Below are 25912 nucleotides of genomic sequence, written 5' to 3'. Positions count from 1 at the left end.
GGTTAGAACTCTGGAACGCAGTGTGCGCAGGGTTGGAAATACGCCGCCGAGCGCTGTTCAGCGGCGTATTTCGCGCGCTACGGGCGGGGTAGTGCTTTAGTCGAAGAACGCCGGGCGCGGCGCGAACGATGCCGCTCCAGGCCGGCGATTCGTCGCGTCATCGTCCGGTAAATCACCGCGCCGGTGCGCGCCGTGCCGCCATCTGCACGTCATCTGCGCCATTCATGCTTGTCCGGATGTGTCCGTCCTGCCCCCGGAGAGAGTCATGAAGTACCCCCACACCACGGCCGCGCTCGCGCTGGCGATTTCGACCGCGCTGGCGACCGTGCCGGTGTATGCCGCCGCCGCTGCGCCCGCCAGCGCCGCGGCCGATGCCACCGCCGACGCCGACGCCGGCATGAGCGGCGAAACCACCACGCTCGATGCGGTCTCGGTGATCGGCATGGGCGAAACCCGCCAGGTGCAGCGCGTCAAGCTCGCCGACATCGAGAAGACCACGCCCGGCACCAGCGCGCAGAAGATCCTCAACAAGCTGCCCGGCATCTCGGTGCAGTCCAACGACGCCTACGGCGCCAACGAGGAATCGCAGACCATCAGCTTGCGCGGCTTCAACCAGCGCCTGCTCGGCTACACCCTCGACGGCATCCCGCTGGGCGACAACAGCTACGGCAACTACAACGGCCTGGGCATCAGCCGAGCGCTGATCGGCGAAAACCTGGCCAGCGCCGAACTCGCCGCCGGCATCGGCTCGCTCGGCACCGCCTCGACCAGCAACCTCGGCGGCACCTTGCAGTACTACTCCTCCGATCCGCAGGCCGAGTTCGGCCTGCGCGTGGCGCAGACCTTCGGCAGCGACAACACGCGCCGCACCTATGCGCGCCTGGACACCGGCGACCACGGCGGCTTCTCGATGTATCTGTCCGGCTCGCTGCTCAGCGCCGACATGTGGTCGCGTCCCGGCGACAACCAGGACCAGAATCAGGTCAACCTGAAGGCGGTCTATAACTTCGGCGACGGCAACCGCATCAGCGCCTATGTCGCCAGCGCCGAGACCAGCCAGGCCAACTACGCCTATCTGTCGAAAGCGCTGCTCGCGCGCGGCGCGGATTGGGACTGGAATCTGTACAAGCCCGACTGGCAGCGCGCCATCGCCGCGGCGTACTGCGCGCCCAAGCCATGGCCGGCCAACCAGCATCGCGCCGGCGATCCGCGTTGTTCGTTCACCAGCCCGGCGGCGACCATCGACGACGCCTACTACGCCAGCCGCGCCATCCGCACCGACCATCTGGCCGCGCTGGCCGGCGAGTTCAATCTCGGCGAAGGCCTGCTGTTGAAGTCGCAGGCCTACTACCACGACGACCGCGGCCAGGGCCATTGGTGGTCGCCGGGCAATTACTCGTATCCGAACACGGCCAAGGCCATCCCGATCTCGATCCGCAGCACCAACTACGGCATCAACCGTTACGGCGTGATGAGCTCGCTGGCCTGGGAAATCGGCAACCACCGCATCGAAGGCGGCTTCTGGTACGAGAGCAACCATCACGACGTGCAGCGCAATTTCTATTTCATCGAAGGCCCGGTCAACGACGACCGCTTCCTCAACGATCCCGACCGCCGCCTGTTCTTCCAGAAGTACCGCATCAACACCCGCCAGGCCTATCTGCAGGACACCATCAGCCTGCTCGACGGCCGCATGACCGTGGACGTGGGCGCCAAGAGCACCCAGGTGGACATGCGTGCGCGCCAGGTCGATCCGCGCGCGATGGAAGTGCCCAACGCGACCGGGCGCCTGGAAACCAAGGACAGCTTCCTGCCGCAGATCGGCGTGGGCTACAAGCTCGGCGAAGGCCAGGAATTGTTCGCGGCCTACACGGAAAACGTCGCCGCCTTCGTCGGCGGCGGCGCCGGCGGCCCGCTGGCGATCGGTCAGGCTGCGTTCGATGCGCAGAAGGCCGACCTCAAGCCGGAAGAATCGCAGACCCTGGAAGCCGGCTACCGCCGCGTCGGCGAGACCTATCAGGCCTCGTTGAGCGTGTACAAGGTCAAGTTCGACAACCGCCTGTTGTCGTTGAACCCGTGTTCCAGCATCGAAGCCGGCACCCGTCCGGAGTGCATCACGAAGTTCTTCAACGTCGGTTCCGTGGACAGCTACGGCAGCGAGCTGGTCTTCATCTGGAAGCCGAGCGAACACTTCGAGTGGTACAACGCGCTGTCGTGGAACAAGTCCACCTATCAGGACAACTACATCGACAGCGGCAAGGTCGTGCAGACCCGCGACAAGCGCGTGGTCGATGTGCCGGACAAGATGCTGTCCAGCGAGATCACCTATCGCAACGGCCCGTGGCTGGCGACGCTTAGCGGCAAATACACCGGCAAGCGTTACTACACCTACACCAACGACAACGGCTTCGGCGGTTCGACCACCTTCGATGCGGCGGTGCGCTACACCTTCGATGCGATGGGGCCGTTCCGGCAGTGGTCGATCGCGCTCAACGGCACTAACCTGGGCGACAAGCGCACGGCGAGCAACCTGACCGCGTTCAGCGCTTCGGACCCGCAGGGCAAGACCTATGCTTTCCATGCCAATGCGCCGCGGCAGGTGTTCTTGACCTTCGACGCCCGGTTCTGATGGGTAATGGAGAGGCGCGGCGGCTCGAGGCGGGCCGCCGCGCGCGCGATTTTGCATCTTGGCTCGTCATTTCCGCGTTCTCGGGAATGACGGTGGTGGTTTTCGCTGCAACCTGATCGAAGAGCATCGGGGCTGAAGCCCCTCCCACAACAGACTTCGATGATGCGCCGAGGTCTTTTGTGGGAGGGGCTTCAGCCCCGACGCTTTTGTCCCAGCGCTGGTCGGTCTACCTGTCCAAGAACCCGCAGCGCGATCTAGCGCCCCTCCGGCAACCCCGACAACCGCGCCACCATCCGCTCCAGCGCAGCCGCATCGCGCAACACTACATGCCGGTAGCGCAGCGCGATCCAGCCCTGCTGTTCCCACGAGCGCAGTTCCTTGCTCACGCTCTGGCGAGTCGCGCCGAGCATGCTGGCCAGATCGTCCTGCGGCAGCGCCAGATCGATCAGCCGGCCTTCGGCTTCGTCCACGCCGTACACACGCGCCAGCTCCAGCACGCGCTTGCCCAGGCGCGCGGCCAGCGGCAGGGTCAGGGCGTCTTCGACGAACTCCAGCACCGTGCGCAGCTTGCGGCACAGCAGGCGGGTGAAGCCGCGATACAACTCCGGGTGGTCGTCCAGCAGGGCGAGGAACCGCGTGCGCGGCAGCAACAGGATTTCGGTGTCGCCGACCGCGCGCGCATCCTGCGGACGCGGCTCGCCGTCGAACATCGACACCTCGCCAAACCAACTGCCGGGCTCGAACAGCACGAACAACATCTCGCGCCCGTTCGGCGTCGGCACACTCATGCGGATGCGGCCGCGGACCACGCCGTACAGGCCGTCGGCGGCGTCGCCGCGCGCGTACAGAAGCTCGCCGTCGCGCAGGCGCCGATGCACCGACATCGCCTGCAGATGCGCGACCACGGCCGGCGACAGATCGCGCAGCCAGGGATCGGCGGTGAGCGGCGAGCGATCGTGCATGCGGGCTCCGGTGGCTGCGGGTGCGGCAAGTGTCGGCCAGGCGACGGTCGCCGCCGCTGGCTCCGGGGTATTTTGCGCTCAGCCCACCCGAAGGTAAGCCACGATGAGCGCACGCCCGATGTCCGGCCCCGACTGCTCCGCCGAGGAATGGGCGCTGCGGGTCGATCTGGCCGCCGCCTACCGGCTGATCGCCCTGCACGGCTGGGACGATCTGATCTTCACCCATCTCACCGCCCGCGTCCTCGGCCCGGAGCACCATTTCCTGATCAACCCCTACGGCATGGGATTCGCGGAGATCACCGCGTCCTCGCTGGTCAAGGTCGGCCTGGACGGGCAGCCGGTCGGCGCCTCGGAGTATCCGGTCAATCCGGCCGGGTTCGTGATCCACAGCGCGGTGCACGCCGCGCGCGAAGACGCTTTGTGCGTGATGCACACCCATTCGCTCAACGGCGTGGCGGTGTCGGCGCAGAAGGACGGCGTGCTGGCGATTTCGCAGCAGTCCCTGTTCGTGCTGGCGGCGCTGGGCTATCACGACTACGAGGGCGTGGCCCTCAACGACGCGGAAAAGCCGCGGCTGGTCGCCGACCTGGGCCGCAACACCTTCCTGATGCTGCGCAATCACGGCTTGCTGACCGTGGGCGCGAGCGTGGCCGATGCGTTCCTGGCGATGTACATCTTCGAGGCCGCGTGCGCGATCCAGGTGCGTGCGCTGGCCGGCGCGCGCGAGCTGCTGCCGATTCCGGCGCCGATCCTCGCCGGCATCCAGGCGCAGGCGGCGCAGGTGACGCGCGGACTGGGCGGGGCGTTGGCGTGGCCGTCGCTATTGCGGCGTCTGGCGCGGGAGAGCCCGGGGTACGAGCAATGAGGCGGCGCTGCGGGCCGAGCGAAGTGCATCGGGGCTGAAGCCCCTCCTGAAAGCCCTCTACCGGGGCTTCAGCAGCAGCGATCGGCGCAGACGTTTCGATGTTGCGTTTCGAGATGTGTTCGACTTGACGGCGGCGCGTGCACGCAGCTCATCATCGCTGTGTCGCCGCGTCGATCCGGGCCGCGCGCGCCATCCAGGAGAAACGCCGTGCAGGACAGCCTGTTGCTCAAGATCGGTCTGCCGATCGCGATCGCCATCATCATGTGCGGCATCGGCCTGACGCTCAGCGGCGAAGACTTCCGCCGCGTCGGCCGCCATCCCAAGCCGGTCGTGGTCGGCCTGATCGGCCACTATCTGCTGCTGCCGGCGCTGGGCTTCGCGGTGGCCTGGATGTTTCCCGATTCGCTCGAATTCGCGGTCGGCTTCGTGCTGGTCGCGGCCTGTCCCAGCGGCAGCAGCTCGAACGCGCTGACCTATCTGGCCCGCGGCAACGTCGCCCTGGCGGTGACCTTGACCGTGATCAGCGCGCTGGTGACGTTCGTCAGCGTGCCCTTGCTGGTCAATCTGGCGCTGCAGTGGTTCGGCGGCGAGGCCCGCCAGATCCGCTTGCCGGTCGCGCAGACGGTGATGCATCTGGCCGCGCTGGTGCTGGTGCCGGTGTTGCTCGGCATGGGCGTGCGCCGGGTCGCGTCGGGCTTCGCGCTGCGGGTCGAACCGTGGGTGAGCCGGTTCGCGTTGGGGCTGCTGCTGTTGCTGATCGTGGCGATCATCGTGACCCAGCGCGATCTGCTGTGGCGCAGTTTTCCCGAGTTGGGTCCGGCGGCGCTGGGCATGTGCGCGGCGGCGATCGGCGGCGGCTTTTTGCTGGCGCGGATCAGCGGCCTGGCGCTGCGCGATGCGATCACCGTCGGCATGGAGGTGGGCGTGCAGAACAGCACGCTGGCGATCGTGATCGCGCTGACCTTGCTGCAGTCGCCGCAGATCGCGGTGCCGGCGGCGATGTACGGGCTGATGATGTATCTGCCGGCGTTCGCGGTGGTGGTGCTGGGGCGGCGCGCGGTGGCGCGCGGCGCCGTCGCCTGAGCCCCTCTCGCGTTGACGGGGGGGCGCGCGAAGTAGCGGCTTACTTCGCAAGCGTAATTGCGCGCGCCCTCATCCGGTCCTTCGGACCACCTTCTCCCGCAAGCGGGAGAAGGGAAAGCCTCAGTCGCTTGAGCCCCTCTCCCGTTGACGGGAGAGGGGTTGGGGTGAGGGCGCGCGAAGTAGCGGCCCGCATCGCAAGCGCAATTGCGCGCGCCCTCATCCGGTCCTTCGGACCACCTTCTCCCGCCAGCGGGAGAAGGGAGAAACTCAACGCCAGTCGATCGTCCCGCGCACCACGTTGCTCACCCGTCCGCCCGACCAGACCTCGCCGTCGGCGTCCACGCGCAGTTCCAGGCGCGCGTCGAAACCGACTTCGCGGCCCTGGCTGACCGTGTAATGGCCGTCGCGGCCGGGCAGGGCGCCGTTGTGGTTGAGCCACGCCGCCAAGGTGGCGTTGGCCGCGCCGGAGGCGGCGTCCTCGAACTGCGCCGGCGCCCCGACGAAGGCGCGCACGACCAGGTCGTAGTCGCGGCCGGCGTCGGCGCGCGCGAACGCGCACAGGCCCATGCTCTCGGTGCTTTCGGCCAGGGCGCCGATCGCGGCCCAGTCCGGGCTCGCCGCGCGCAGGGCGGCCTCATCGCGCAGTTCGGCCAGCCACCATCGGCGGCCGCCGTCCATCAGCGCCGGCGGCAGCGCGCCCAAGGGCAGGCCGCGCAGAGTTGCGGCCAGGCGCGGGTCGCCCGCGCTGGCGGTCTCGACCACGCGCGCGCGCGGCGTGCGCACGGCGATCGTGCGCGCCTCGCCCTCGCCATCGACCGCCAGCGGCAACAGACCGGCCACGCCTTCCTGAACCAGGCGGCCGTCCACCGGCGCGGCCAGGCCGGCTTCCAGCACCACGCAGGCGGTGCCGACGCTGGGATGGCCGGCGAAGGGGACTTCGCGGCGCGGGCTGAACATGCGGATGCGGTAGCTGGCGCCGGGCTGGGACGGCGGGAACACGAAGGTGGTTTCCGGCAGTCGGGTCCAGCGGGCGATGGCCTGCATGGCGTTGTCGTCGAGGCCTTGCGCATCCAGGACCACGGCGAGCGGATTGCCGGCGCCGGGGCGGTCGGCGAAGACATCCAGTTGCAGATAGCGGCGTTGCGTCATTTCGGGAAGGGATCCGATGGGCCCATGCGGTGGCGGCACAAGGGCGGTGCCAGGGAATAACGATAGAAAAGAAAGCCTCGGAAGCTACAGCCAGGGTACGTTCGGGAGCCGGCCAGTTCGACTAGAATCGTCGCTTCGTGCCCCGGCTCCCGGATGAGCGCGCGGCTGTCGAAGGTGCGGCGTCCGAGCGAAGTTCCGCCGGGCGCTGCTCACAAGGCCGCGATTCTAGGCGCGCACGACCCGCAAGTGTGGAATCCCGCGACGTGCGTATCGACGCCGCCGCGGGCGGATCGACCTGCCCCGGCCGCGTGCCGGGCCCTAATCGAAGTGAAACGACAACCGAGGAAGACGTGGAGACGCAACAGACTGGCTGGGTGGTGCTCAAGTTCGGTGGTACTTCGGTATCTCGCCGCAATCGTTGGGACACGATCGGACGCCTGGCTGGGAAACGTCTGAAACAAGACGGCCGGCGCGTGCTGGTCGTGGTCTCCGCGTTGTCGGGCGTCACCAATGAATTGCAGGCGATCGCCAACGCCCCGGCCGGGGTCGATGACGGCATCGCCGCGCGCTTTGCCGGTCTGGTCGAGCGCCATCGCTCGTTCTGCGCCGAACTGAGCCTGGACCCGGACACGGTGCTCGGCGAGCGCCTGGCGAAACTGGTTGCGTTGGAAACCGATCCGCGCGCGGCGACGCGCGCGCTGGATTGGCAGGCCGACGTATTGGGCCAGGGCGAATTGCTGTCCTCCACCCTGGGCGCGGCCTACCTGCGCTCGCAGGGCCACGACTTCGGCTGGTGCGACGCGCGCGACTGGCTCGACGCGGTCTCGTTGCCCAACGCCAGCGACTGGGCCCAGCGCCTGTCGGTGAACTGTCGCCATCAGGCCGAGCCCGGCTTCGCCGAGCGCTTCGACGCGCAGCCGACCGCGATGCTGATCACCCAGGGCTTCATCGCCCGCCACGGCGACGGCGGCACGGCGATTCTCGGCCGCGGCGGTTCCGATACCTCGGCGGCGTACTTCGGCGCGCTGCTGAAGGCGCAGCGCGTGGAAATCTGGACCGACGTGCCGGGCATGTTCAGCGCCAATCCGCGCGAAGTGCCCGACGCGCGCCTGCTGGCCCGGCTGGATTACGCCGAAGCGCAGGAAATCGCCACCACCGGCGCCAAGGTGCTGCATCCGCGCTCGATCGCGCCGTGCCGCGACGCCGGCGTGCCGATGGCGATCCTCGACACCGAGCGCCCGGAGCTGCCCGGCACGCGCATCGACGCCAGCGCGGTCACCGTGCCCGGCGTCAAGGCGATCAGCCGCCGCAACGGCATCGTGCTGGTGGCGATGGAAAGCATCGGCATGTGGCAGCAGGTCGGCTTCCTCGCCGACGTGTTCGAACGCTTCAAGCGCCACGGGCTGTCGATCGACTTGATCGGTTCGTCGGAAACCAACGTCACCGTGTCGCTGGACCCGAGCGAGAACCTGGTCAACAGCAACGTGCTCGAAGCGCTGTCGGCGGATCTGGCCGAAGTGTGCCGGGTCAAGGTGATCGCGCCGTGCGCGGCGATCACCCTGGTCGGCCGCGGCATGCGTTCGCTGCTGCACCGGCTGTCCGACATCTGGGCCGCGTTCGGCCGCGAGCGCGTGCATCTGATCTCGCAGTCGTCCAACGACCTCAACCTCACCTTCGTCATCGATGAAGCCGACGCCGACGGCCTGCTGCCGCATCTGCATCACGAACTGATCCGCGGCGGCGCCATGCCGGTGCGCGACGAGAGCGTGTTCGGCCCCAGCTGGCGCAGCATCCAGGACGAAGGCAACGGCAAGCCGCCGCGCCCGGCGCCGTGGTGGCGCGGCAAGCGCGCGCGCCTGCTGGCGATGGCCGCGGCCGGCACGCCGCGTTATGTCTACGATCTGGCCACCGTGCGCGAACGCGCGCGCTCGCTGATCGGCACCCAGGCGGTGGATCGCTGTTTCTACGCGATGAAGGCCAACTCGCATCCGGCCGTGCTCAAGACCATCGTCGGCGAAGGCTTCGGCCTGGAATGCGTGTCGCTGGCGGAAATCGAGCGGGTGTTCTCCGCGATCCCGCACATGGCGCCCGAGCGCGTGCTGTTCACGCCGAGCTTCGCGCCGCGTCACGAGTACGAAGCCGCGCTCAAGCGTGGCGTGATCGTCACGCTCGACAACGTCGAAGCGCTCAAGCGCTGGCCGGAAGTGTTCCGCGGCCGCACCTTGTGGCTGCGCCTGGACCTGGGCCACGGCGAAGGCCATCACGAGAAAGTCCGCACCGGCGGCGTCGCGGCCAAGTTCGGCCTGCCGCTGGCGCGTTTCGATGCCTTCATCGAAGAAGCGCGCAAGCTCAACATCCGCATCAGCGGCCTGCACGCGCATCTGGGCAGCGGCATCGACGATCCGCAGCATTGGCGCGGCGTCTACGCCAGCCTCGCCGGCCTGGCCGACAGCGTCGGCACGGTCGAGACCATCGACATCGGCGGCGGCTTGCCGGTGGCGTACACGCCCGAAGCGCCGAGCTTCGACCTGGCGCAATGGCGCGCCGGGCTGGAAGAGATCAAGGCCGCGTATCCGCGCTACGGCCTGATCATCGAGCCGGGCCGCTATCTGGCCGCCGAAAGCGGCGTGCTGCTGATCAGCGTGACCCAGGTGATCGAGAAGGACGGCGTGCGCCGGATCGGCTGCGACGCCGGCATGAACGCGCTGATGCGTCCGGCCATGTACGAGGCCTATCACGGCATCCACAACCTCAGCCGTCTCGACGACACTCAACTCGCCGCGTTCGACGTGGTCGGCCCGGTGTGCGAGAGCAGCGACGTGCTCGGCCGCGCGCGTCCGATGCCGGTGGCCACCGAGGAAGGCGACGTCATCCTGGTCGCCGACGCCGGCGCCTACGGCATGGCGATGGCCAATACCTACAACCTGCGCGCGCTGCCGGTGGAGGAGGTGATCGAATGAAACCGATTCCGTCCCGCGCGCGCATCGCTTCGATTTCGGGAAAACGCTTGTGAGTGCTCAATTCCAGCGCGACGCAGTGCGCGCCTTCCGTTTCGTCCGCTGCGGCCTCGACGCCGCGACCGGCGTCGCCGAACTGGTCTATGCCTTCGACGACGGCCCGGAGCTGACCGAGACCATCACCATCCCCGGCGCGCCGTTCGCGCTGGCCGGCGCGCGCGCGCATGCGGTCGAGCAGGCGCTGCGCGTGCTGCACCTGATCGCCGGCGTGAGCTATTACAAGGCGGCGGTGCCGGAACAGATCCGCATCGATTCGTATGCGATCGATGCCGATACCGCGGCGCTGCTGGAGCTGATCTACGTCAACGGGCTGGGCGAATTCGCTTATCGCAATGGCCTGAATCTGCACGGGAAGATTCGTTTTCCCGTGGGAGAGGGCCGGGGCGAGGACCGCGCGCCCACGTTGGGCCTGCGCCAACACGCGCTGGTCGCCATCGGCGGCGGCAAGGACTCGCTGGTCAGCATCGAAGCCTTGCGCGCGATGGAGATCGAGCAGACCGTCACCTGGGTCGGCGGCTCGCAACTCATCGCCGCCTGCGCCCAGCGCACCGGCCTGCCCACGCTCAATCTCGGCCGCGCGCTGGCGCCGCAGTTGTTCGAACTCAATCGCCAGGGCGCCTACAACGGCCACATCCCGGTCACGGTGGTGAACTCGGCGATCATGGTTCTGGCCGCGCTGCTGCACGGCGTGGATCAGGTGGTGTTTTCCAACGAGCGCTCGGCCAGCTACGGCAGCCTGATCGAGGGCACGGGCGAAGTGAACCACCAATGGTCCAAGGGCTGGGCCTGCGAACAGGCGTTCGGCGATTACGTCCAGCGCCATGTCGCCGCCGATCTGCATTACTACTCGCTGCTGCGTCCGCTCAGCGAGCTGGCGGTGGCGCGGCAGTTCGCCCGCACCGATCGCTACGACGCGCATTTCAGCAGCTGCAATCGCAATTTTCATATTCTCGGCGAGCGGCCGGTGAGTCGCTGGTGCGGGGTGTGTCCCAAATGCCACTTCGTGTTCCTGGCGCTGGCGCCGTTCATGACCAAGCCGCGCCTGGTCGGCATCTTCGGCCGCAATCTGCTCGACGATCCGGCCCAGACCGACGGCTTCGACGCGCTGCTGGAATACCGCAACCACAAGCCGTTCGAATGCGTCGGCGAGGGCCGCGAATCGCGCGCCGCGCTGGCGGCGCTCGCCGAGCGTCCGGAGTGGCGCGAGGACGCGCTGGTCGAACGCTTCGCGCGCGAGATCCGTCCGCAACTCGGCGACGACGATCTGCGCATCGAACCGCTGCTGACGCTGGACGAAGAACAGCGCCTGCCGCCGCCGTTGTGGGAACGCTTGCGTGCGTATTTCGCAGCTTGAAGGCCGGCGCGTCGCGCTGTGGGGCTGGGGCCGCGAGGGACGCGCGGCCTATCAAGCGATCCGCTCGCGCCTGCCCGAACTCGCGCTGACCCTGTTCTGTTCGCCGGAAGAAGCCGTTGAAGGCCGCGGCCTGCACGACCCGCGCCTGGCGATCGAAACCGCGGCCAGCGCCGAACGCCTGAGCGCGTTCGACTGGGTGATCAAATCGCCCGGCATCAGCCCGTATCGCGCCGAGGCCCTGGCCGCGGCCGAGCAGGGCACGCGTTTCATCGGCGGCACCGCGTTGTGGTTCGGCGAGGACATCGGCGGCCGCACGATCTGCGTGACCGGCACCAAGGGCAAGAGCACCACGACCTCGCTGCTGGCGCATCTGCTGCGCGCAGGCGGCCATCGCACCGCGCTGGTCGGCAATATCGGCGTGCCCTTGCTGGAAGTGCTGGAGCCGTCGCCGCCGCCGGAATTCTGGGCGATCGAGCTGTCGAGCTACCAGACCGGCGATGTCGGCATGGGCGGCGCGCGGCCGGACGTCGCGATCGCGCTGAACATCTATCCCGAACACCTGGACTGGCACGGCTCGCAAGCGCGCTACGTCGAAGACAAGCTGCGCCTGCTGACCCAGGGCAAGCCGCGCATCGCGGTGTTGAACGCGAACGATCCGGTGCTGTCCGCGCTGCAATTGCCCGACAGCCGGATCCATTGGTTCGGCGATGAGGCCGGCTGGCATCTGCGCGGCGATGTGCTGTGGCGCGGCGATCGCGAGATCATGGACACCGCTTCGCTGCCGCTGCCGGGGCGCCACAACCGCGGCAATCTGTGCGCGGTGCTGACCGCGATCGAAGCGCTCGGTATCGACGCCGCGCCGCTGGCGCCGCATGCGGCCAGCTTCAAGCCCTTGCCCAACCGCCTGCAGCCGATCGGCGCGCGCGACGGCATCGCCTACGTCAACGATTCGATCAGCACCACGCCGCATGCGACCTTGGCGGCGCTGGAATGCTACGCCGGCCGGCGCATCGCGCTGCTGGTCGGCGGCCACGACCGCGGCGTGGAATGGCGCGGCTTTGCCGAGGCGATGCGGCAGCAGGCGCCGCTGGCGATCGTGACGATGGGCGAGAACGGCCCGCGCATCCACGAACTGCTGGCGCCGGTCGCGGCGCAGGCCGGATTCCATCTGGGCGCGGCGAAAGATCTCGCCGACGCGATGACGCAGGCGCGCGAGGCGCTGGGCGGCGAGGGCGGCGAGGGCGGCGTGGTGTTGATGTCGCCGGGCGCGCCGAGCTTCGGTCCGTATCGCGACTACGTCGCGCGCGGCCGGCATTTCGCCGAACTGGCCGGGTTCGATCCGGACTCGATCAGTGCGATCGCCGGTTTGGGGATTAGCTGAGGAACAGGCGAGGAACGAGTTTAGAGGAGTGAGGCGTGAGTAAAGGAACGGCTTCTCGGCTCCGTTTTTTTGCCTCTACTCACTCCTCACTCCTCTGAACTCACTTCTTGCCCCGGATGAATTCGTATCCAGGGCTTGCGGCTTCGCTGCCCGAGCCGCGCCTTCACATGCGAGCGCCACACAGACGCGCTAGGCTTGGGCTTTACCCCAATCCGGAGCCCGCCATGCACCGTCTTGCCGCTGCCTTGTCGCTAGTGCTGTGCGCCTCGCCGTCGTTCGCGGCGATGCAGACCAAACCGGTGGAATGGAAGATCGGCGACGACAGCTTCAGCGGCGTGCTGGTCTACGACAACGTCAACGCGATCAAGCGCCCCGGTCTGGTGATGGTGCCCAACTGGATGGGCATCACCGACAACGCGATCCAGCACGCGAAGAACATCGCCGGCGACGATTACGTTGTGCTGGTCGCCGATGTCTACGGCAAGAACGTGCGGCCGAAGAACAAGGACGAAGCCAAGGCCGCGGTCGGCAAGGCCTACAGCGACGGCGGCGCTACGCTGCGCAAGCGCGTGAGCGAAGCGGTGACGGTATTGAAGGCGCAGGACAAGACCGCGCCGCTGGACGCGGGCCGGATCGGCGCGCTGGGCTTTTGCTTCGGCGGCTCGACCGTGCTGGAACTGGCGCGCACCGGCGCGAACCTGGCCGGTATCGTGAGCTTCCACGGCGGCCTCAAGGCGCACCTGCCGGGCAACGGCGTCAAGGTCAACGCGCCGGTGCTGGTGCTCAACGGCGCGGCCGACAAATCGGTGCCGCAGGAAGACATCGTCGCCTTCGAAAAAGAAATGGACGAAGCCGGCGCCGATTGGCAACTGGTGAACTACAGCGGCGCGCGTCATTGCTTCGCCGAGATCGAGAACGCCAACAACGCGCCGGAAGACAACTGCCGCTACGACGAACGCGCGTCCAAGCGCTCGTTCGCGGCGATGCGGGCGTTCTTTGCGGAGCGGTTTGGCGCGCGCTGAGGCGGGACTTGCGAGGCTTAGTGCCGGAGAGACTGCAGATCAACGCGCCCCTTCCAGCCCGTCATTCCCGCGAACGCGGGAATCCGGAGACTTCAGTCGCATCTCTCCAGGTCGTCATTCCCGCGTTCGCGGGAATGACGGCTGGGGGGCTGTCGCGACACGCTGCTTCGTTGAACGCAGCCGAACTTAACCACCTCGCCGGTCCCAACGCCTACGGTCCCCCAACGAATAACGGCAGCCAAGGCTGCCGTTATTCATCTACCGATCGATGCACCCGGAACAACGCCCCCCAACCGGACGCGCCCGCAACCCCAACGATCAGTGATCCCGACTCACCGCATACCGCGCCAACCCGCGCAGCGCCGCCGTGTAGTCGTTGTCGTCCAGCCCTTCCAGCGCCGCTTCGGCGGCCTGCGCATAGTCCTCGGCGCGCCGACGGCTGTAGTCCAGCCCGCCGGTGGCGTGGATCGCCGCCAGCACCTCGGGCATGGCTTCGGTATCGCCGTGCTCGACCGCCGCGCGCAGGCGCGCGCGCACCGCGTCGTCGCTGTGGGCGATAGCGTGGATCAGCGGCAGCGTGGCCTTGCCCTCGGCCAGATCGTCGCCGAGGTTCTTGCCCAGGGTCTGCGCGTCGGAGGCGTAATCGAGTACGTCGTCGGCGATCTGGAAGGCGTAGCCCAAGGCCAGCCCGTAATCGTGCAGGCGCTGCTGGACCTGCGCGTCGGCGCCGGCCAGGACCGCGCCCAGGCGCGTGGCGGCGGCGAACAGCACCGCGGTCTTGCGCTCGATTACCCGCAGATAGGCCGCTTCGTCCGTGTCCGGGTTGCGCACGTGCAGCAGCTGCAGCACTTCGCCCTCGGCGATCTGGTTGGTGGTGTCGGCGAGGATCTTCATCACCTCCAGCCGGTCGAGTTCGACCATCAGCTGGAAGCTGCGCGAGTACAGGAAGTCGCCGACCAGCACGCTGGCGGCGTTGCCCCACACCGCGTTGGCGGTGCGGCGGCCGCGGCGCAGGTCGGATTCGTCGACCACATCGTCGTGCAGCAAGGTCGCGGTGTGGATGAACTCGACCACGGCCGCGAGCTGGTGGGCGTCCGGGCCGCGATGGCTCAGAGCCCCGGCCGCCAGCAGCAACAGCATCGGCCGCAGGCGCTTGCCGCCGGCGCCGACGATGTATTCGGCGACCTGATTGATCAGCACCACATCCGACGCCAGCCGGCGCCGGATCAGGGCGTCTACGGCGGCCATGTCGTCGCGGGCCAGGGACTGGATGTTCGCCAGGTCGAGGACTGACAGGGTCGTAGCGCTGGAAGGCATGGGACGGCCGAATCGTTGGGACATGAATTATAGGGCCTGTGTCGCTTTCCATCTCAGCCCGCCGCGAGCACGCCACTCCCCGTCAATCACGGCACAGCCCGCGCATGGCAAGCGTGACTGATTCGCGCGTTCGGGCTGAAGCAGCTGAATTCCAGAATCTGCGATTTAGCAGACAATTTGCGCTCTTTTTAAGGCTATTTGCGATGCACTTCGCGCTGATATTTCACGCGGCTTCTGCATGCATAACGTTAATTTCTGTCTGAAAGGGCACATTCAGTTTGCCGGGATTGGGGTTTTGAGACGTAGCCCAGGCACTTCGTAATTCGCCCGCCGGCGACGTCCAAAGCTGCCGGAGGAGGTCACCCGTCTGACCTGGAAGGGCACCTTAGTGCGATAGCTAGCTCACTTTTATTGTGATGACCATTGAAATGGTAATGTGATGAATGGCACACTATTTGCCATCCTGTCCTGTGTAGCAGTGCTCGACACGTATTGGAGTTAGGGGTTCCACAGTACTTCTGGTGCATCTACCGGCACTTTCCCTCGTAGGGAAGGTGTAGGCGGAGTGGAAATAAGGGGGAGGCACGTTATGACGTGTCAGGGGCTGAGTATCGGTATCCAAGGGGATGTCGCTGGTCCGGCCGCCATGTGGCGGCTTCCTGCTGTTTGTCGAACGGCCGCGCAAGTGCGGCCGGCGTCGGGCGGCTCCTATCCAAAGCGAATTGAACAGCCAGGCCTTGGTGCTTGGGTTGGCGCGGCGAATGTGCCGAGCGAACTCCACGCGCATGACCTAGCGGTAGTTCAAACGCAAGCGTGCGCTGTATCAACAACGCGTTTTATGTGGATGTAGAGCCGTCCCGGGCTTGAGCGCTCAGCGTTCGCCCAATGCATCAGGCATTCGTCGTACCGCACGACCAGCAATACGAACAAACCCGCAGTAAGCACGTCGACCAGCCGGTCGACGGCGTCCGGACATCGCCGCAAGGCGATGGACGATGTCGTCCCGGCGCTTACCGAACTCCTGTTTGGGCTAACGCATGAAAATCGCCACTACTCGTACTCCGGCCAGCCAATCGTCCGTCCACCGCGACGTCCGTGCTGGATCGCGCATTGCTCGAACCGGAGTGCGTGTGCTGCTTGCAGCCGTGCTGACCCTGGCCGGCCTGCCGGCGATGGCGCAGTTCGCCAACCCGCTGAACAACACCGCGACCATCACGCCGCCGGCCAACGTGACCAACGTCGATACGGCGTGTACGGCCAACGGCGGTACGTTCAATGCGGGGACCGGGGCTTGTTCGGCTACCGATTCGAATACGTTGGCGGCGGTGGCCGATCTGGTACTGACCAAGACCGACGGCGTGACCAGCGTCACCGCCGGCGGTTCGACCATATATACGATCGTGTTGCGCAACAACGGCCCGAGCGCGGCCAACGGCACGATCATCACCGATCCGGTTGCTGTGGGCCTGACCAAGACCGCTGTGAGCTGCCTGGTCAGTGCGGGCACTGCGGTTTGCCCGGTCGTGACCGTGGCCAACTTCGAGAGCGGTTTGACTATCGCGAATCTGCCCTCGGGCGGCGAGCTGACGTTCACCGTCAACGCCAATGTCACCGCGACCAGCGGCAGCGTGACCAACGCGGTCACCGCGACCTTGCCGGCCAACACCACCGATCCGACGCCGACCGGCACGGTTACCGATGTCGATACGGTTACACCGGTCGCGGATCTGGCCATCACCAAGACGGTGTTGCCGACCAACCCCGCGATTGGAACCAACGTCACCTTCACGGTGACCGTCAACAACAACATCGGCCCGTCCGATGCGGCCGGCGTGGTCGTCAACGATGTGTTGCCGGCCGGCTATACCTTCGTTTCCGCCACTCCAAGCGTGGGCACCTATAACAACGGCAGCGGCGTTTGGACGATTGGCGCGCTTGCGCATAACGCCAGCGCGACCCTGACGTTGGTCGCCCGTGTTCTGGAAACCGGGCCTTATCTCAACAGCGCCACGGTGAGCGCGACCACCAACGATCCGGTCGCCGGCAACAACACCGCGACGGCGACGCCGACGCCGGTGTCTAACCCGAGCTGGACTCTGGACAAGGCCACCACTTCCACGCCGACTCGCGCCGGCGACACGGTGACCTACACCTTCAGCGTCACCAACACCGGTAACGTCACGATCAACAGCATCACCGTGACCGATCCGAAGCTGCCTTCGCTGACGTGCACTATCGCCACGTTGGCGCCGTCCGCGACCGCCAGCTGCACCGCGACCGGAAACGTCTATACGGTCACGCAGGCTGAGGTGAATGCTGGTTCGGTCGTCAATACCGCGACCGCGAGCGGCACGCCGACGAGCGGCACATTGCCGAATGCGACCGATACCAATACGGTAACGATCGCGGCTGCGCCTGCGATGACGATCGACAAGGCCTCAACCGCGACGACGTACGCGACGGTTGGTCAGGTGATCCCGTACACCTACATCGTCACCAACACCGGCAATGTCACGATCACCGCGCCGATCAGCGTGACCGACGACAAGACCACGGTGACCTGTCCGGCGCTGCCGGCCGGCGGCCTGGCGCCGACCCAGACGCTGACCTGCACGGCGAACTACAGCGTGACCCAGGCCGATCTGAACGCCGGCACGTTGACCAACATCGCCAGCGCGACCGACGGCACCACGACCTCGCCGACGGATACGGTCACGATCACCGCGACGCAGACGCGTGCGATGACGATCGACAAGGCCTCGACCGCGACGACCTACGCCGCGGTGGGCGATGTCCTGCCGTACACCTACATCGTCACCAACACCGGCAATGTCACGATCACCGCCGCGATCAGCGTGACCGACGACAAGACCACGGTGACCTGTCCGGCGCTGCCGGCCGGTGGTCTGGCGCCGACCCAGACGCTGACCTGCACGGCGAACTACACCGTGACCCAGGCCGATCTGAACGCCGGCACGTTGACCAACATCGCCAGCGCGACCGACGGCACTACGACCTCGCCGACGGACACGGTCACGATCACCGCGACGCAGACGCGTGCGATGACGATCGACAAGGCTTCGACCGCGACCACGTACGCGACGGTCGGCCAGGTGATTCCGTATACCTACATCGTTACCAACACCGGCAACGTTACGATCACCGCGCCGATCAGCGTGACCGACGACAAGACCACGGTGACCTGTCCGGCGCTACCGGCCGGTGGCCTAGCGCCGACCCAGACGCTGACCTGCACGGCGAACTACAGCGTGACCCAGGCCGATCTGAACGCCGGCACGTTGACCAACATCGCCAGCGCGACCGACGGCACTACGACCTCGCCGACGGACACGGTCACGATCACCGCGACGCAGACGCGTGCGATGACGATCGACAAGGCTTCGACCGCGACGACGTACGCGACGGTCGGCCAGGTGATTCCGTATACCTACATCGTCACCAACACCGGCAATGTCACGATCACCGCCGCGATCAGCGTGACCGACGACAAGACCACCGTGACCTGTCCGGCGCTGCCGGCCGGCGGCCTGGCGCCGACCCAGACGCTGACCTGCACGGCGAACTACACCGTGACCCAGGCCGATCTGAACGCCGGCACGTTGACCAACATCGCCAGCGCGACCGACGGCACCACGACCTCGCCGACGGATACGGTCACGATCACCGCGACGCAGACGCGTGCGATGACGATCGACAAGGCTTCGACCGCGACGACGTACGCAACGGTCGGCCAGGTGATCCCGTACACCTACATCGTCACCAACACCGGCAATGTCACGATCACCGCCGCGATCAGCGTGACCGACGACAAGACCACGGTGACCTGTCCGGCGCTGCCGGCCGGTGGTCTGGCGCCGACTCAGACGTTGACCTGCACGGCGAACTACACCGTGACCCAGGCCGATCTGAACGCCGGCACGTTGACCAACATCGCCAGCGCGACCGACGGCACTACGACCTCGCCGACGGACACGGTCACGATCACCGCGACGCAGACGCGTGCGATGACGATCGACAAGGCTTCGACCGCGACGACCTACGCGACGGTCGGCCAGGTGATTCCGTATACCTACATCGTCACCAACACCGGCAACGTTACGATCACCGCGCCGATCAGCGTGACCGACGACAAGACCACCGTGACCTGTCCGGCGCTGCCGGCCGGCGGCCTGGCGCCGACCCAGACGCTGACCTGCACGGCGAATTACACCGTGACCCAGGCCGATCTGAACGCCGGCACGTTGACCAACATCGCCAGCGCGACCGACGGCACTACGACCTCGCCGACGGACACGGTCACGATCACCGCGACGCAGACGCGTGCGATGACGATCGACAAGGCTTCGACCGCGACGACGTACGCGACGGTCGGCCAGGTGATTCCGTATACCTACATCGTCACCAACACCGGCAATGTCACGATCACCGCCGCGATCAGCGTGACCGACGACAAGACCACCGTGACCTGTCCGGCGCTGCCGGCCGGCGGCCTGGCGCCGACCCAGACGCTGACCTGCACGGCGAATTACACCGTGACCCAGGCCGATCTGAACGCCGGCACGTTGACCAACATCGCCAGCGCGACCGACGGCACTACGACCTCGCCGACGGATACGGTCACGATCACCGCGACGCAGACGCGTGCGATGACGATCGACAAGAACACGACGTCGACCGGCTACGCCGCGGTAGGCGACTCGCTGAATTACACCTACTTGGTCACCAACACCGGTAATGTCACGATCACCGCAGCGATCAACGTGACCGACGACAAGACCACGGTGACCTGTCCGGCGCTGCCGGCCGGGGGCTTGGCGCCGACTCAGACGCTGACCTGCACGGCCAGTTACACCGTGACTCAGGCCGATCTGGATGCCGGTAGCGTCGTCAATATCGCCAGTGCGACTGATGGCACTACGACTTCGCCGACCGACACCGTCACGGTGAACGCGACGCAGAATCCGGGCCTGGCGATCGACAAGGCCTCGACCGCAACGACGTACGCCACGGTCGGTCAGGTGATCCCGTACACCTACATCGTCACCAATACCGGCAACGTGACCCTCACGACGGCGATCACAGTCGCCGACGATAAGACCACGGTGACCTGTCCGGCGCTGCCGCCCGGCGGTTTGCCGCCGACTCAAAGCCTGACGTGTAACTCCACCTATACCGTCACCCAGGCGGATCTGAACGCCGGCACGTTGATCAATATCGCCAGCGCGAGCTCGGGCGCGGTGCAGTCCCTTACCGACAGCGTCACACTCAATGCCACGCAGACGCGTGCGATGACGATCGACAAGGCCTCGACCGCGACGACCTACGCCGCGGTGGGCGATGTCCTGCCGTACACCTACATCGTCACCAACACCGGCAATGTCACGATCACCGCCGCGATCAGCGTGACCGACGACAAGACCACGGTGACCTGCCCGGCGCTGCCGGCCGGTGGTCTGGCGCCGACCCAGACGTTGACCTGCACGGCGAACTACACCGTGACCCAGGCCGATCTGAACGCCGGCACGTTGACCAACATCGCCAGCGCGACCGACGGCACTACGACTTCGCCGACGGATACGGTCACGATCACCGCGACGCAGACGCGTGCGATGACGATCGACAAGGCTTCGACCGCGACGACCTACGCGACGGTCGGCCAGGTGATTCCGTATACCTACATCGTCACCAACACCGGCAACGTTACGATCACCGCGCCGATCAGCGTGACCGACGACAAGACCACCGTGACCTGTCCGGCGCTGCCGGCCGGTGGCCTGGCGCCGACCCAGACGCTGACCTGCACGGCGAACTACAGCGTGACCCAGGCCGATCTGAACGCCGGCACGTTGACCAACATCGCCAGCGCGACCGACGGCACCACGACCTCGCCGACGGATACGGTCACGATCACCGCGACGCAGACGCGTGCGATGACGATCGACAAGGCTTCGACCGCGACGACCTACGCGACGGTCGGCCAGGTGATTCCGTATACCTACATCGTCACCAACACCGGCAACGTTACGATCACCGCGCCGATCAGCGTGACCGACGACAAGACCACCGTGACCTGTCCGGCGCTGCCGGCCGGCGGCCTGGCGCCGACCCAGACGCTGACCTGCACGGCGAACTACAGCGTGACCCAGGCCGATCTGAACGCCGGCACGTTGACCAACATCGCCAGCGCGACCGACGGCACCACGACCTCGCCGACGGATACGGTCACGATCACCGCGACGCAGACGCGTGCGATGACGATCGACAAGGCCTCGACCGCGACGACCTACGCCGCGGTGGGCGATGTCCTGCCGTACACCTACATCGTCACCAACACCGGCAATGTCACGATCACCGCCGCGATCAGCGTGACCGACGACAAGACCACGGTGACCTGTCCGGCGCTACCGGCCGGTGGCCTGGCGCCGACCCAGACGCTGACCTGCACGGCGAACTACAGCGTGACCCAGGCCGATCTGAACGCCGGCACGTTGACCAACATCGCCAGCGCGACCGACGGCACTACGACCTCGCCGACGGACACGGTCACGATCACCGCGACGCAGACGCGTGCGATGACGATCGACAAGGCTTCGACCGCGACGACGTACGCGACGGTCGGCCAGGTGATTCCGTATACCTACATCGTCACCAACACCGGCAATGTCACGATCACCGCCGCGATCAGCGTGACCGACGACAAGACCACCGTGACCTGTCCGGCGCTGCCGGCCGGCGGCCTGGCGCCGACCCAGACGCTGACCTGCACGGCGAACTACACCGTGACCCAGGCCGATCTGAACGCCGGCACGTTGACCAACATCGCCAGCGCGACCGACGGCACCACGACCTCGCCGACGGATACGGTCACGATCACCGCGACGCAGACGCGTGCGATGACGATCGACAAGGCTTCGACCGCGACGACGTACGCAACGGTCGGCCAGGTGATCCCGTACACCTACATCGTCACCAACACCGGCAATGTCACGATCACCGCCGCGATCAGCGTGACCGACGACAAGACCACGGTGACCTGTCCGGCGCTGCCGGCCGGCGGCCTGGCGCCGACCCAGACGCTGACCTGCACGGCGAACTACAGCGTGACCCAGGCCGATCTGAACGCCGGCACGTTGACCAACATCGCCAGCGCGACCGACGGCACCACGACCTCGCCGACGGATACGGTCACGATCACCGCGACGCAGACGCGTGCGATGACGATCGACAAGGCTTCGACCGCGACGACCTACGCAACGGTCGGCCAGGTGATCCCGTACACCTACATCGTCACCAACACCGGCAATGTCACGATCACCGCCGCGATCAGCGTGACCGACGACAAGACCACGGTGACCTGTCCGGCGCTGCCGGCCGGCGGCCTGGCGCCGACCCAGACGCTGACCTGCACGGCGAACTACAGCGTGACCCAGGCCGATCTGAACGCCGGCACGTTGACCAACATCGCCAGCGCGACCGACGGCACCACGACCTCGCCGACGGATACGGTCACGATCACCGCGACGCAGACGCGTGCGATGACGATCGACAAGGCTTCGACCGCGACGACCTACGCGACGGTCGGCCAGGTGATTCCGTATACCTACATCGTCACCAACACCGGCAACGTTACGATCACCGCGCCGATCAGCGTGACCGACGACAAGACCACGGTGACCTGTCCGGCGCTGCCGGCCGGTGGCCTGAACCCGAGCCAGACCCTGACCTGCACGGCGAACTACAGCGTGACCCAGGCCGATCTGGATGCCGGCAGCCTTACCAACATCGCCAGCGCGACCGACGGCACCACGACCTCGCCGACCGATACGGTCACGATCACCGCGACGCGCAACCCCGCGATGACCCTGCTCAAGTCCCAGCCCACCAACGCCGACAACGACGGCAGCGGCACGGTGACGATCGGCGACGTGCTGACCTACACCATCACCGCCACCAACACCGGCAACGTGACGTTGAACAACGTCGTCATCACCGACAGCAAGACCACGCCTTCGAGCTGGAATTGCCCGGCGATGGCGCCGACCGGCGGCAGCGCGACCTGCGTGGTCACCGGTACGTACACGGTGACGGCCGGCGACGCCACCGCCGGCAACATCGTCAACGACGCCAGCGCGACCTCGGCCGAAACGCCGACGCCGTCCACTTCGCAGGTGACCACGCCGGTTGCCCGGCGCCCGATCGTGGCCGCCCCTGATTCGGGTACGGTCGCCAACGGCGCAACCGGTGGTGTAGCCGTGCCGAACGTGCTGGTCAACGACACGCTAAACGGCCAGCCGGCGACGACTTCGAATGTCACCATTCGCCAAATCTCGACCACCAGCCCGAACGTGACCATCGATCCGGCCACCGGCGCGGTGAACGTCGCGCCGGGCACGCCGCAGGGCAGTTACGTGGTGCGCTACGAGATCTGCGAAATCGCCGATCCGACCAATTGCACCCAGGCCGATGTGACCGTGACGGTGAGCGCCGCGGTCATCGACGCGGTCGATGACATCGTCGCCACGCCGGTCAACGGCGGCACCGGCGGCACCAACGTGGTCAACGTGCTCGGCAACGACACGCTCGGCGGCAGCACCGTCAACCCCGCCGACGTCACCGTAACCCCGAACACCAACGGCCCGCTGACGGTCAAGGCCGATGGCGGCGTGGATGTCGCGCCCGGTACGCCGGCCGGCAACTACACCGTGACCTACCAGCTGTGCGAAGTGCTGAACCCGAGCAACTGCGATACCGCCACGGTGACCATCACCGTGACCGCGCCCGCGATCACCGCCACCGACGATCCCGCCGGCGGCACGGGCACGACTCCGCAGAACACGCCGGTGACGACCAACGTGATCGCCAACGACACGCTCAACGGCGCGCCGATCGATCCGAACCTGGTCGTGATCACCGTCAGCACCGATCCCAGCAACGGCACTGTCGTGGTCAACAGCGACGGCACCATCACCTACACGCCGCGTCCGAACTTCAGCGGCAACGACAGCTACGTCTACACGATCTGCGAGAAGCTCAATCCGACCAACTGCGCGACCGCGACGGTCACCGTGACGGTGCAGCCCAATACGGTCACGGCCAATCCGGATGTGGGCAAGACCGACCAGGGCAAGCCGGTGACGATCAACGTGGTCGGCAACGACACGGTGACCGGCGCGCCGCTGGATCCGGCCTCGCTGACCATCGTCGGCCAGCCGAGCAACGGCACCGTGACCTGCGCGGCCGGTTCGTGCACCTACACGCCGAACCCGCTGTTCGCCGGTACCGACACCTTCACCTATCGCGTCTGCGACGTTTCTTCGCCGACGCCGGTGTGCGCGAACGCGACGGTAAGCATCACCGTGGTGGCCAACGCGCCGGTGTTGCGCCTGATCAAGACCGCGGCGGTGCGCGAGGTCAAGATCGGCGATCTGGTCCGCTACACCGTGCAGATCGAGAACGTCGGCGATTCGCCCGCGGTCAACGCGACCCTGGTCGATATCCCGCCGGCCGGCTTCACCTTCGTCGATAACTCGCTGACGGTGGACGACGACAACCGCAACGGCGTGGTGATGAGCGCCAATCCGCTGCGCATCGGCGGCATCGACATCGCGGTCGGCGGCAAGGGCTCGGTGAGCTACTTCCTGCGAGTGGGCGCCGGCGTGGGCAAGGGCGGCCATAAGAACCAGGTCGCCGGCTACGACGACAACGGCATCAAGATCAGTAACGACGCCACCGCCGAAGTCACCATGGCGGGCGATCCGCTGCTGGAAGACAGCCTGATCGTCGGCAGCGTGTTCGACGACCGCGACAGCGACGGCTGGCAGGATCCGGCCAAGGCCACCGGCGTGCGCGTGCAGGGAGGCTTCGCTCCAAACGCCTACGTCGCCGGTTCCACCACGGTCGATCGCGGCGACGGTCCGGTCGCCGAGCCCGACGCGAGCGCGCCGCTGCTGCATGGCATCGCGCTGGGTCGCATCGAAGGCCGCAGCTCCGACGCGGTCACCGCCGCGCAGCGGCAGGTGATCGTGCGGCAGACGCTGAGCTCGCTGGAGTTCACCGACGACTTCGTGCTGACCACCGACGAAGGCACCACGGTGCGGATGGACGCCGCCGGCAAGACCACGGTCGAACGCGGCCGCGGCGATGCCGCCAAGGGTCTGACCGCGCAGGACCTGCAGATCAGCCGTCAGGTCAGCCAGAGCGCGGCCGGTTACCAGGTCGCTTACACGATCCGCAACAACGGGGTCGAGGAGCGCGGCATTCCGGGCGTGCGCATCGCATCGGTGGAAGGTCTGATCATGGAAACCGACGCGTACGGCCGTTACCACCTCGAGGGCATCCACGGCGGCGACGCCGCGCGCGGACGCAACTTCATCCTCAAGGTCGATCCGGCGACATTGCCGCCGGGCTCGGTGTTCACCAGCGAAAACCCGCGCGTGCGCCGCATCACCCAGGGCGTGCCGACCCGCTTCGACTTCGGCGTCAAGCTGCCGCCGGGCGAAATCGGCAGCGGCAAGTCGAACACCGACGTCGAACTGGGCGAGGTGATCTTCGAAGCCGGCAGCGCCAAGGTGAAGCCGGACTACACGCCGATGTTCGAGGACATCGCCGGCCGTCTGCGCGAAGCCGGCGGAGGCAGCGTCACCGTCACCGCGCAGGCCGAGGAGGAGGCATTGGCCTTCGCCCGCGCCCGCGCCGTGCAGGCCGAGCTGCTCAAGCAGCTCGAGTCCGATCCGGACCTCGCGCACAAGGTGCAGGTGGATGTGGTGGCCGGCGTCGATGCGAGCCAGGCGTTGGTGAGCCTGGATCCGTCGATCCGCTTGGGCGAGGTGCTGTTCGACACCGACCAGGCCACGATCAAACCGAAGTACAAGGCGCTGATCAGCGAGATCGCCAAGGCGCTCAATCAGCAGGGCAGCGGAGCGGTCGGCGTCATCGGCCGCGCCGACAAACGCGGCGCCGCCGCCTACAACGTGCAACTGGGACTGCGTCGCGCCAAGGCCGTGTTCGAAGCGATCTCGGCCGAGCTCAAGCCCGAGGTGAGGCAGAAAGTGAGAGTGGATATCACCGACGACACCCAGGCGCCGGTCGGCGTGGGCAACCGCTGAGGACATG

Annotated in this window: 11 protein-coding genes; 8 read left to right on the top strand and 3 right to left on the bottom strand. The window is 66.9% G+C overall.

The window, feature by feature from the left end; translation table 11 throughout:
• Nucleotides 1-265 precede the first annotated feature (265 nt).
• Nucleotides 266-2629, top strand: a complete 2364-nt coding sequence (locus tag LG3211_RS16835) for a TonB-dependent receptor (RefSeq protein ID WP_083512613.1) — start codon at nucleotides 266-268, stop codon at nucleotides 2627-2629.
• Between the two features lie 254 nt (nucleotides 2630-2883).
• On the opposite strand, the gene LG3211_RS16830 is transcribed toward LG3211_RS16835, so the two are convergent.
• On the bottom strand, nucleotides 2884-3591 hold the full coding sequence (locus LG3211_RS16830) for a Crp/Fnr family transcriptional regulator (RefSeq protein WP_057943843.1): 708 nt from the start codon (nucleotides 3589-3591) through the stop codon (nucleotides 2884-2886).
• A gap of 103 nt (nucleotides 3592-3694) precedes the next feature.
• Here LG3211_RS16830 and LG3211_RS16825 point away from each other — a divergent pair, with 103 nt between their 5' ends.
• Both LG3211_RS16825 and LG3211_RS16820 read left to right on the top strand, forming a co-directional pair.
• Nucleotides 3695-4456 carry a class II aldolase/adducin family protein gene (locus LG3211_RS16825; protein WP_148648976.1) on the top strand — a complete coding sequence of 254 codons (762 nt, stop codon included), beginning with the start codon at nucleotides 3695-3697 and terminating at the stop codon, nucleotides 4454-4456.
• Between the two features lie 207 nt (nucleotides 4457-4663).
• The gene (locus tag LG3211_RS16820; RefSeq protein WP_057943842.1) at nucleotides 4664-5539 is read left to right on the top strand and encodes a bile acid:sodium symporter family protein; all 876 of its coding nucleotides are present in this window, start codon (nucleotides 4664-4666) and stop codon (nucleotides 5537-5539) included.
• Nucleotides 5540-5806: 267 nt separating this feature from the next.
• Here the strand turns inward: LG3211_RS16820 and LG3211_RS16815 are convergent, their stop codons facing one another.
• Nucleotides 5807-6688, bottom strand: coding sequence for a PhzF family phenazine biosynthesis protein (locus LG3211_RS16815; protein WP_057943841.1), 882 nt, complete (start codon nucleotides 6686-6688; stop codon nucleotides 5807-5809).
• A gap of 350 nt (nucleotides 6689-7038) precedes the next feature.
• Here LG3211_RS16815 and LG3211_RS16810 point away from each other — a divergent pair, with 350 nt between their 5' ends.
• The 4 genes from LG3211_RS16810 (at nucleotide 7039) to LG3211_RS16795 (ending at nucleotide 13462) form a co-directional block, all read left to right on the top strand.
• Entirely contained in the window at nucleotides 7039-9648 is a 2610-nt protein-coding gene (locus LG3211_RS16810; RefSeq protein ID WP_057943840.1) for a bifunctional aspartate kinase/diaminopimelate decarboxylase, read from the top strand.
• Nucleotides 9649-9697: 49 nt separating this feature from the next.
• A complete protein-coding gene (gene murL / locus LG3211_RS16805; protein ID WP_057943839.1) occupies nucleotides 9698-11059 on the top strand; it encodes a UDP-N-acetyl-alpha-D-muramoyl-L-alanyl-L-glutamate epimerase in 1362 nt (453 codons plus the stop codon).
• A complete protein-coding gene (gene murD / locus LG3211_RS16800) occupies nucleotides 11040-12440 on the top strand; it encodes a UDP-N-acetylmuramoyl-L-alanine--D-glutamate ligase (protein WP_057943838.1) in 1401 nt (466 codons plus the stop codon). Before murL ends, murD begins: the two co-directional genes overlap by 20 nt.
• A 224-nt stretch (nucleotides 12441-12664) precedes the next feature.
• On the top strand, nucleotides 12665-13462 hold the full coding sequence (locus LG3211_RS16795) for a dienelactone hydrolase family protein (protein WP_057943837.1): 798 nt from the start codon (nucleotides 12665-12667) through the stop codon (nucleotides 13460-13462).
• A 318-nt stretch (nucleotides 13463-13780) separates the two neighbouring features.
• Here the strand turns inward: LG3211_RS16795 and LG3211_RS16790 are convergent, their stop codons facing one another.
• Complete coding sequence (locus tag LG3211_RS16790; protein WP_057943836.1) at nucleotides 13781-14779, bottom strand: polyprenyl synthetase family protein; 999 nt, start codon at nucleotides 14777-14779, stop codon at nucleotides 13781-13783.
• Nucleotides 14780-15909: 1130 nt separating this feature from the next.
• Here LG3211_RS16790 and LG3211_RS16785 point away from each other — a divergent pair.
• On the top strand, nucleotides 15910-25905 hold the full coding sequence (locus LG3211_RS16785; RefSeq protein WP_187313040.1) for a DUF7507 domain-containing protein: 9996 nt from the start codon (nucleotides 15910-15912) through the stop codon (nucleotides 25903-25905).
• The last annotated feature ends 7 nt before the right edge of the window (nucleotides 25906-25912 follow it).

Source organism: Lysobacter gummosus, assembly GCF_001442805.1.
GTDB classification, from domain to species: domain Bacteria; phylum Pseudomonadota; class Gammaproteobacteria; order Xanthomonadales; family Xanthomonadaceae; genus Lysobacter; species Lysobacter gummosus.
Note: the sequence above shows the minus strand (reverse complement) of the source record. Positions and strands in the feature narration are given on the sequence as shown.

Coding starts and splice junctions, on each gene's coding strand:
- LG3211_RS16790 (WP_057943836.1), bottom strand. CDS start 14,779: ATGCCTTCCAGCGCTACGACCCTGTCAGTCCTCGACCTGGCGAACATC.
- LG3211_RS16830 (WP_057943843.1), bottom strand. CDS start 3,591: ATGCACGATCGCTCGCCGCTCACCGCCGATCCCTGGCTGCGCGATCTG.
- LG3211_RS16815 (WP_057943841.1), bottom strand. CDS start 6,688: ATGACGCAACGCCGCTATCTGCAACTGGATGTCTTCGCCGACCGCCCC.
- LG3211_RS16835 (WP_083512613.1), top strand. CDS start 266: ATGAAGTACCCCCACACCACGGCCGCGCTCGCGCTGGCGATTTCGACC.
- LG3211_RS16795 (WP_057943837.1), top strand. CDS start 12,665: ATGCACCGTCTTGCCGCTGCCTTGTCGCTAGTGCTGTGCGCCTCGCCG.
- LG3211_RS16825 (WP_148648976.1), top strand. CDS start 3,695: ATGAGCGCACGCCCGATGTCCGGCCCCGACTGCTCCGCCGAGGAATGG.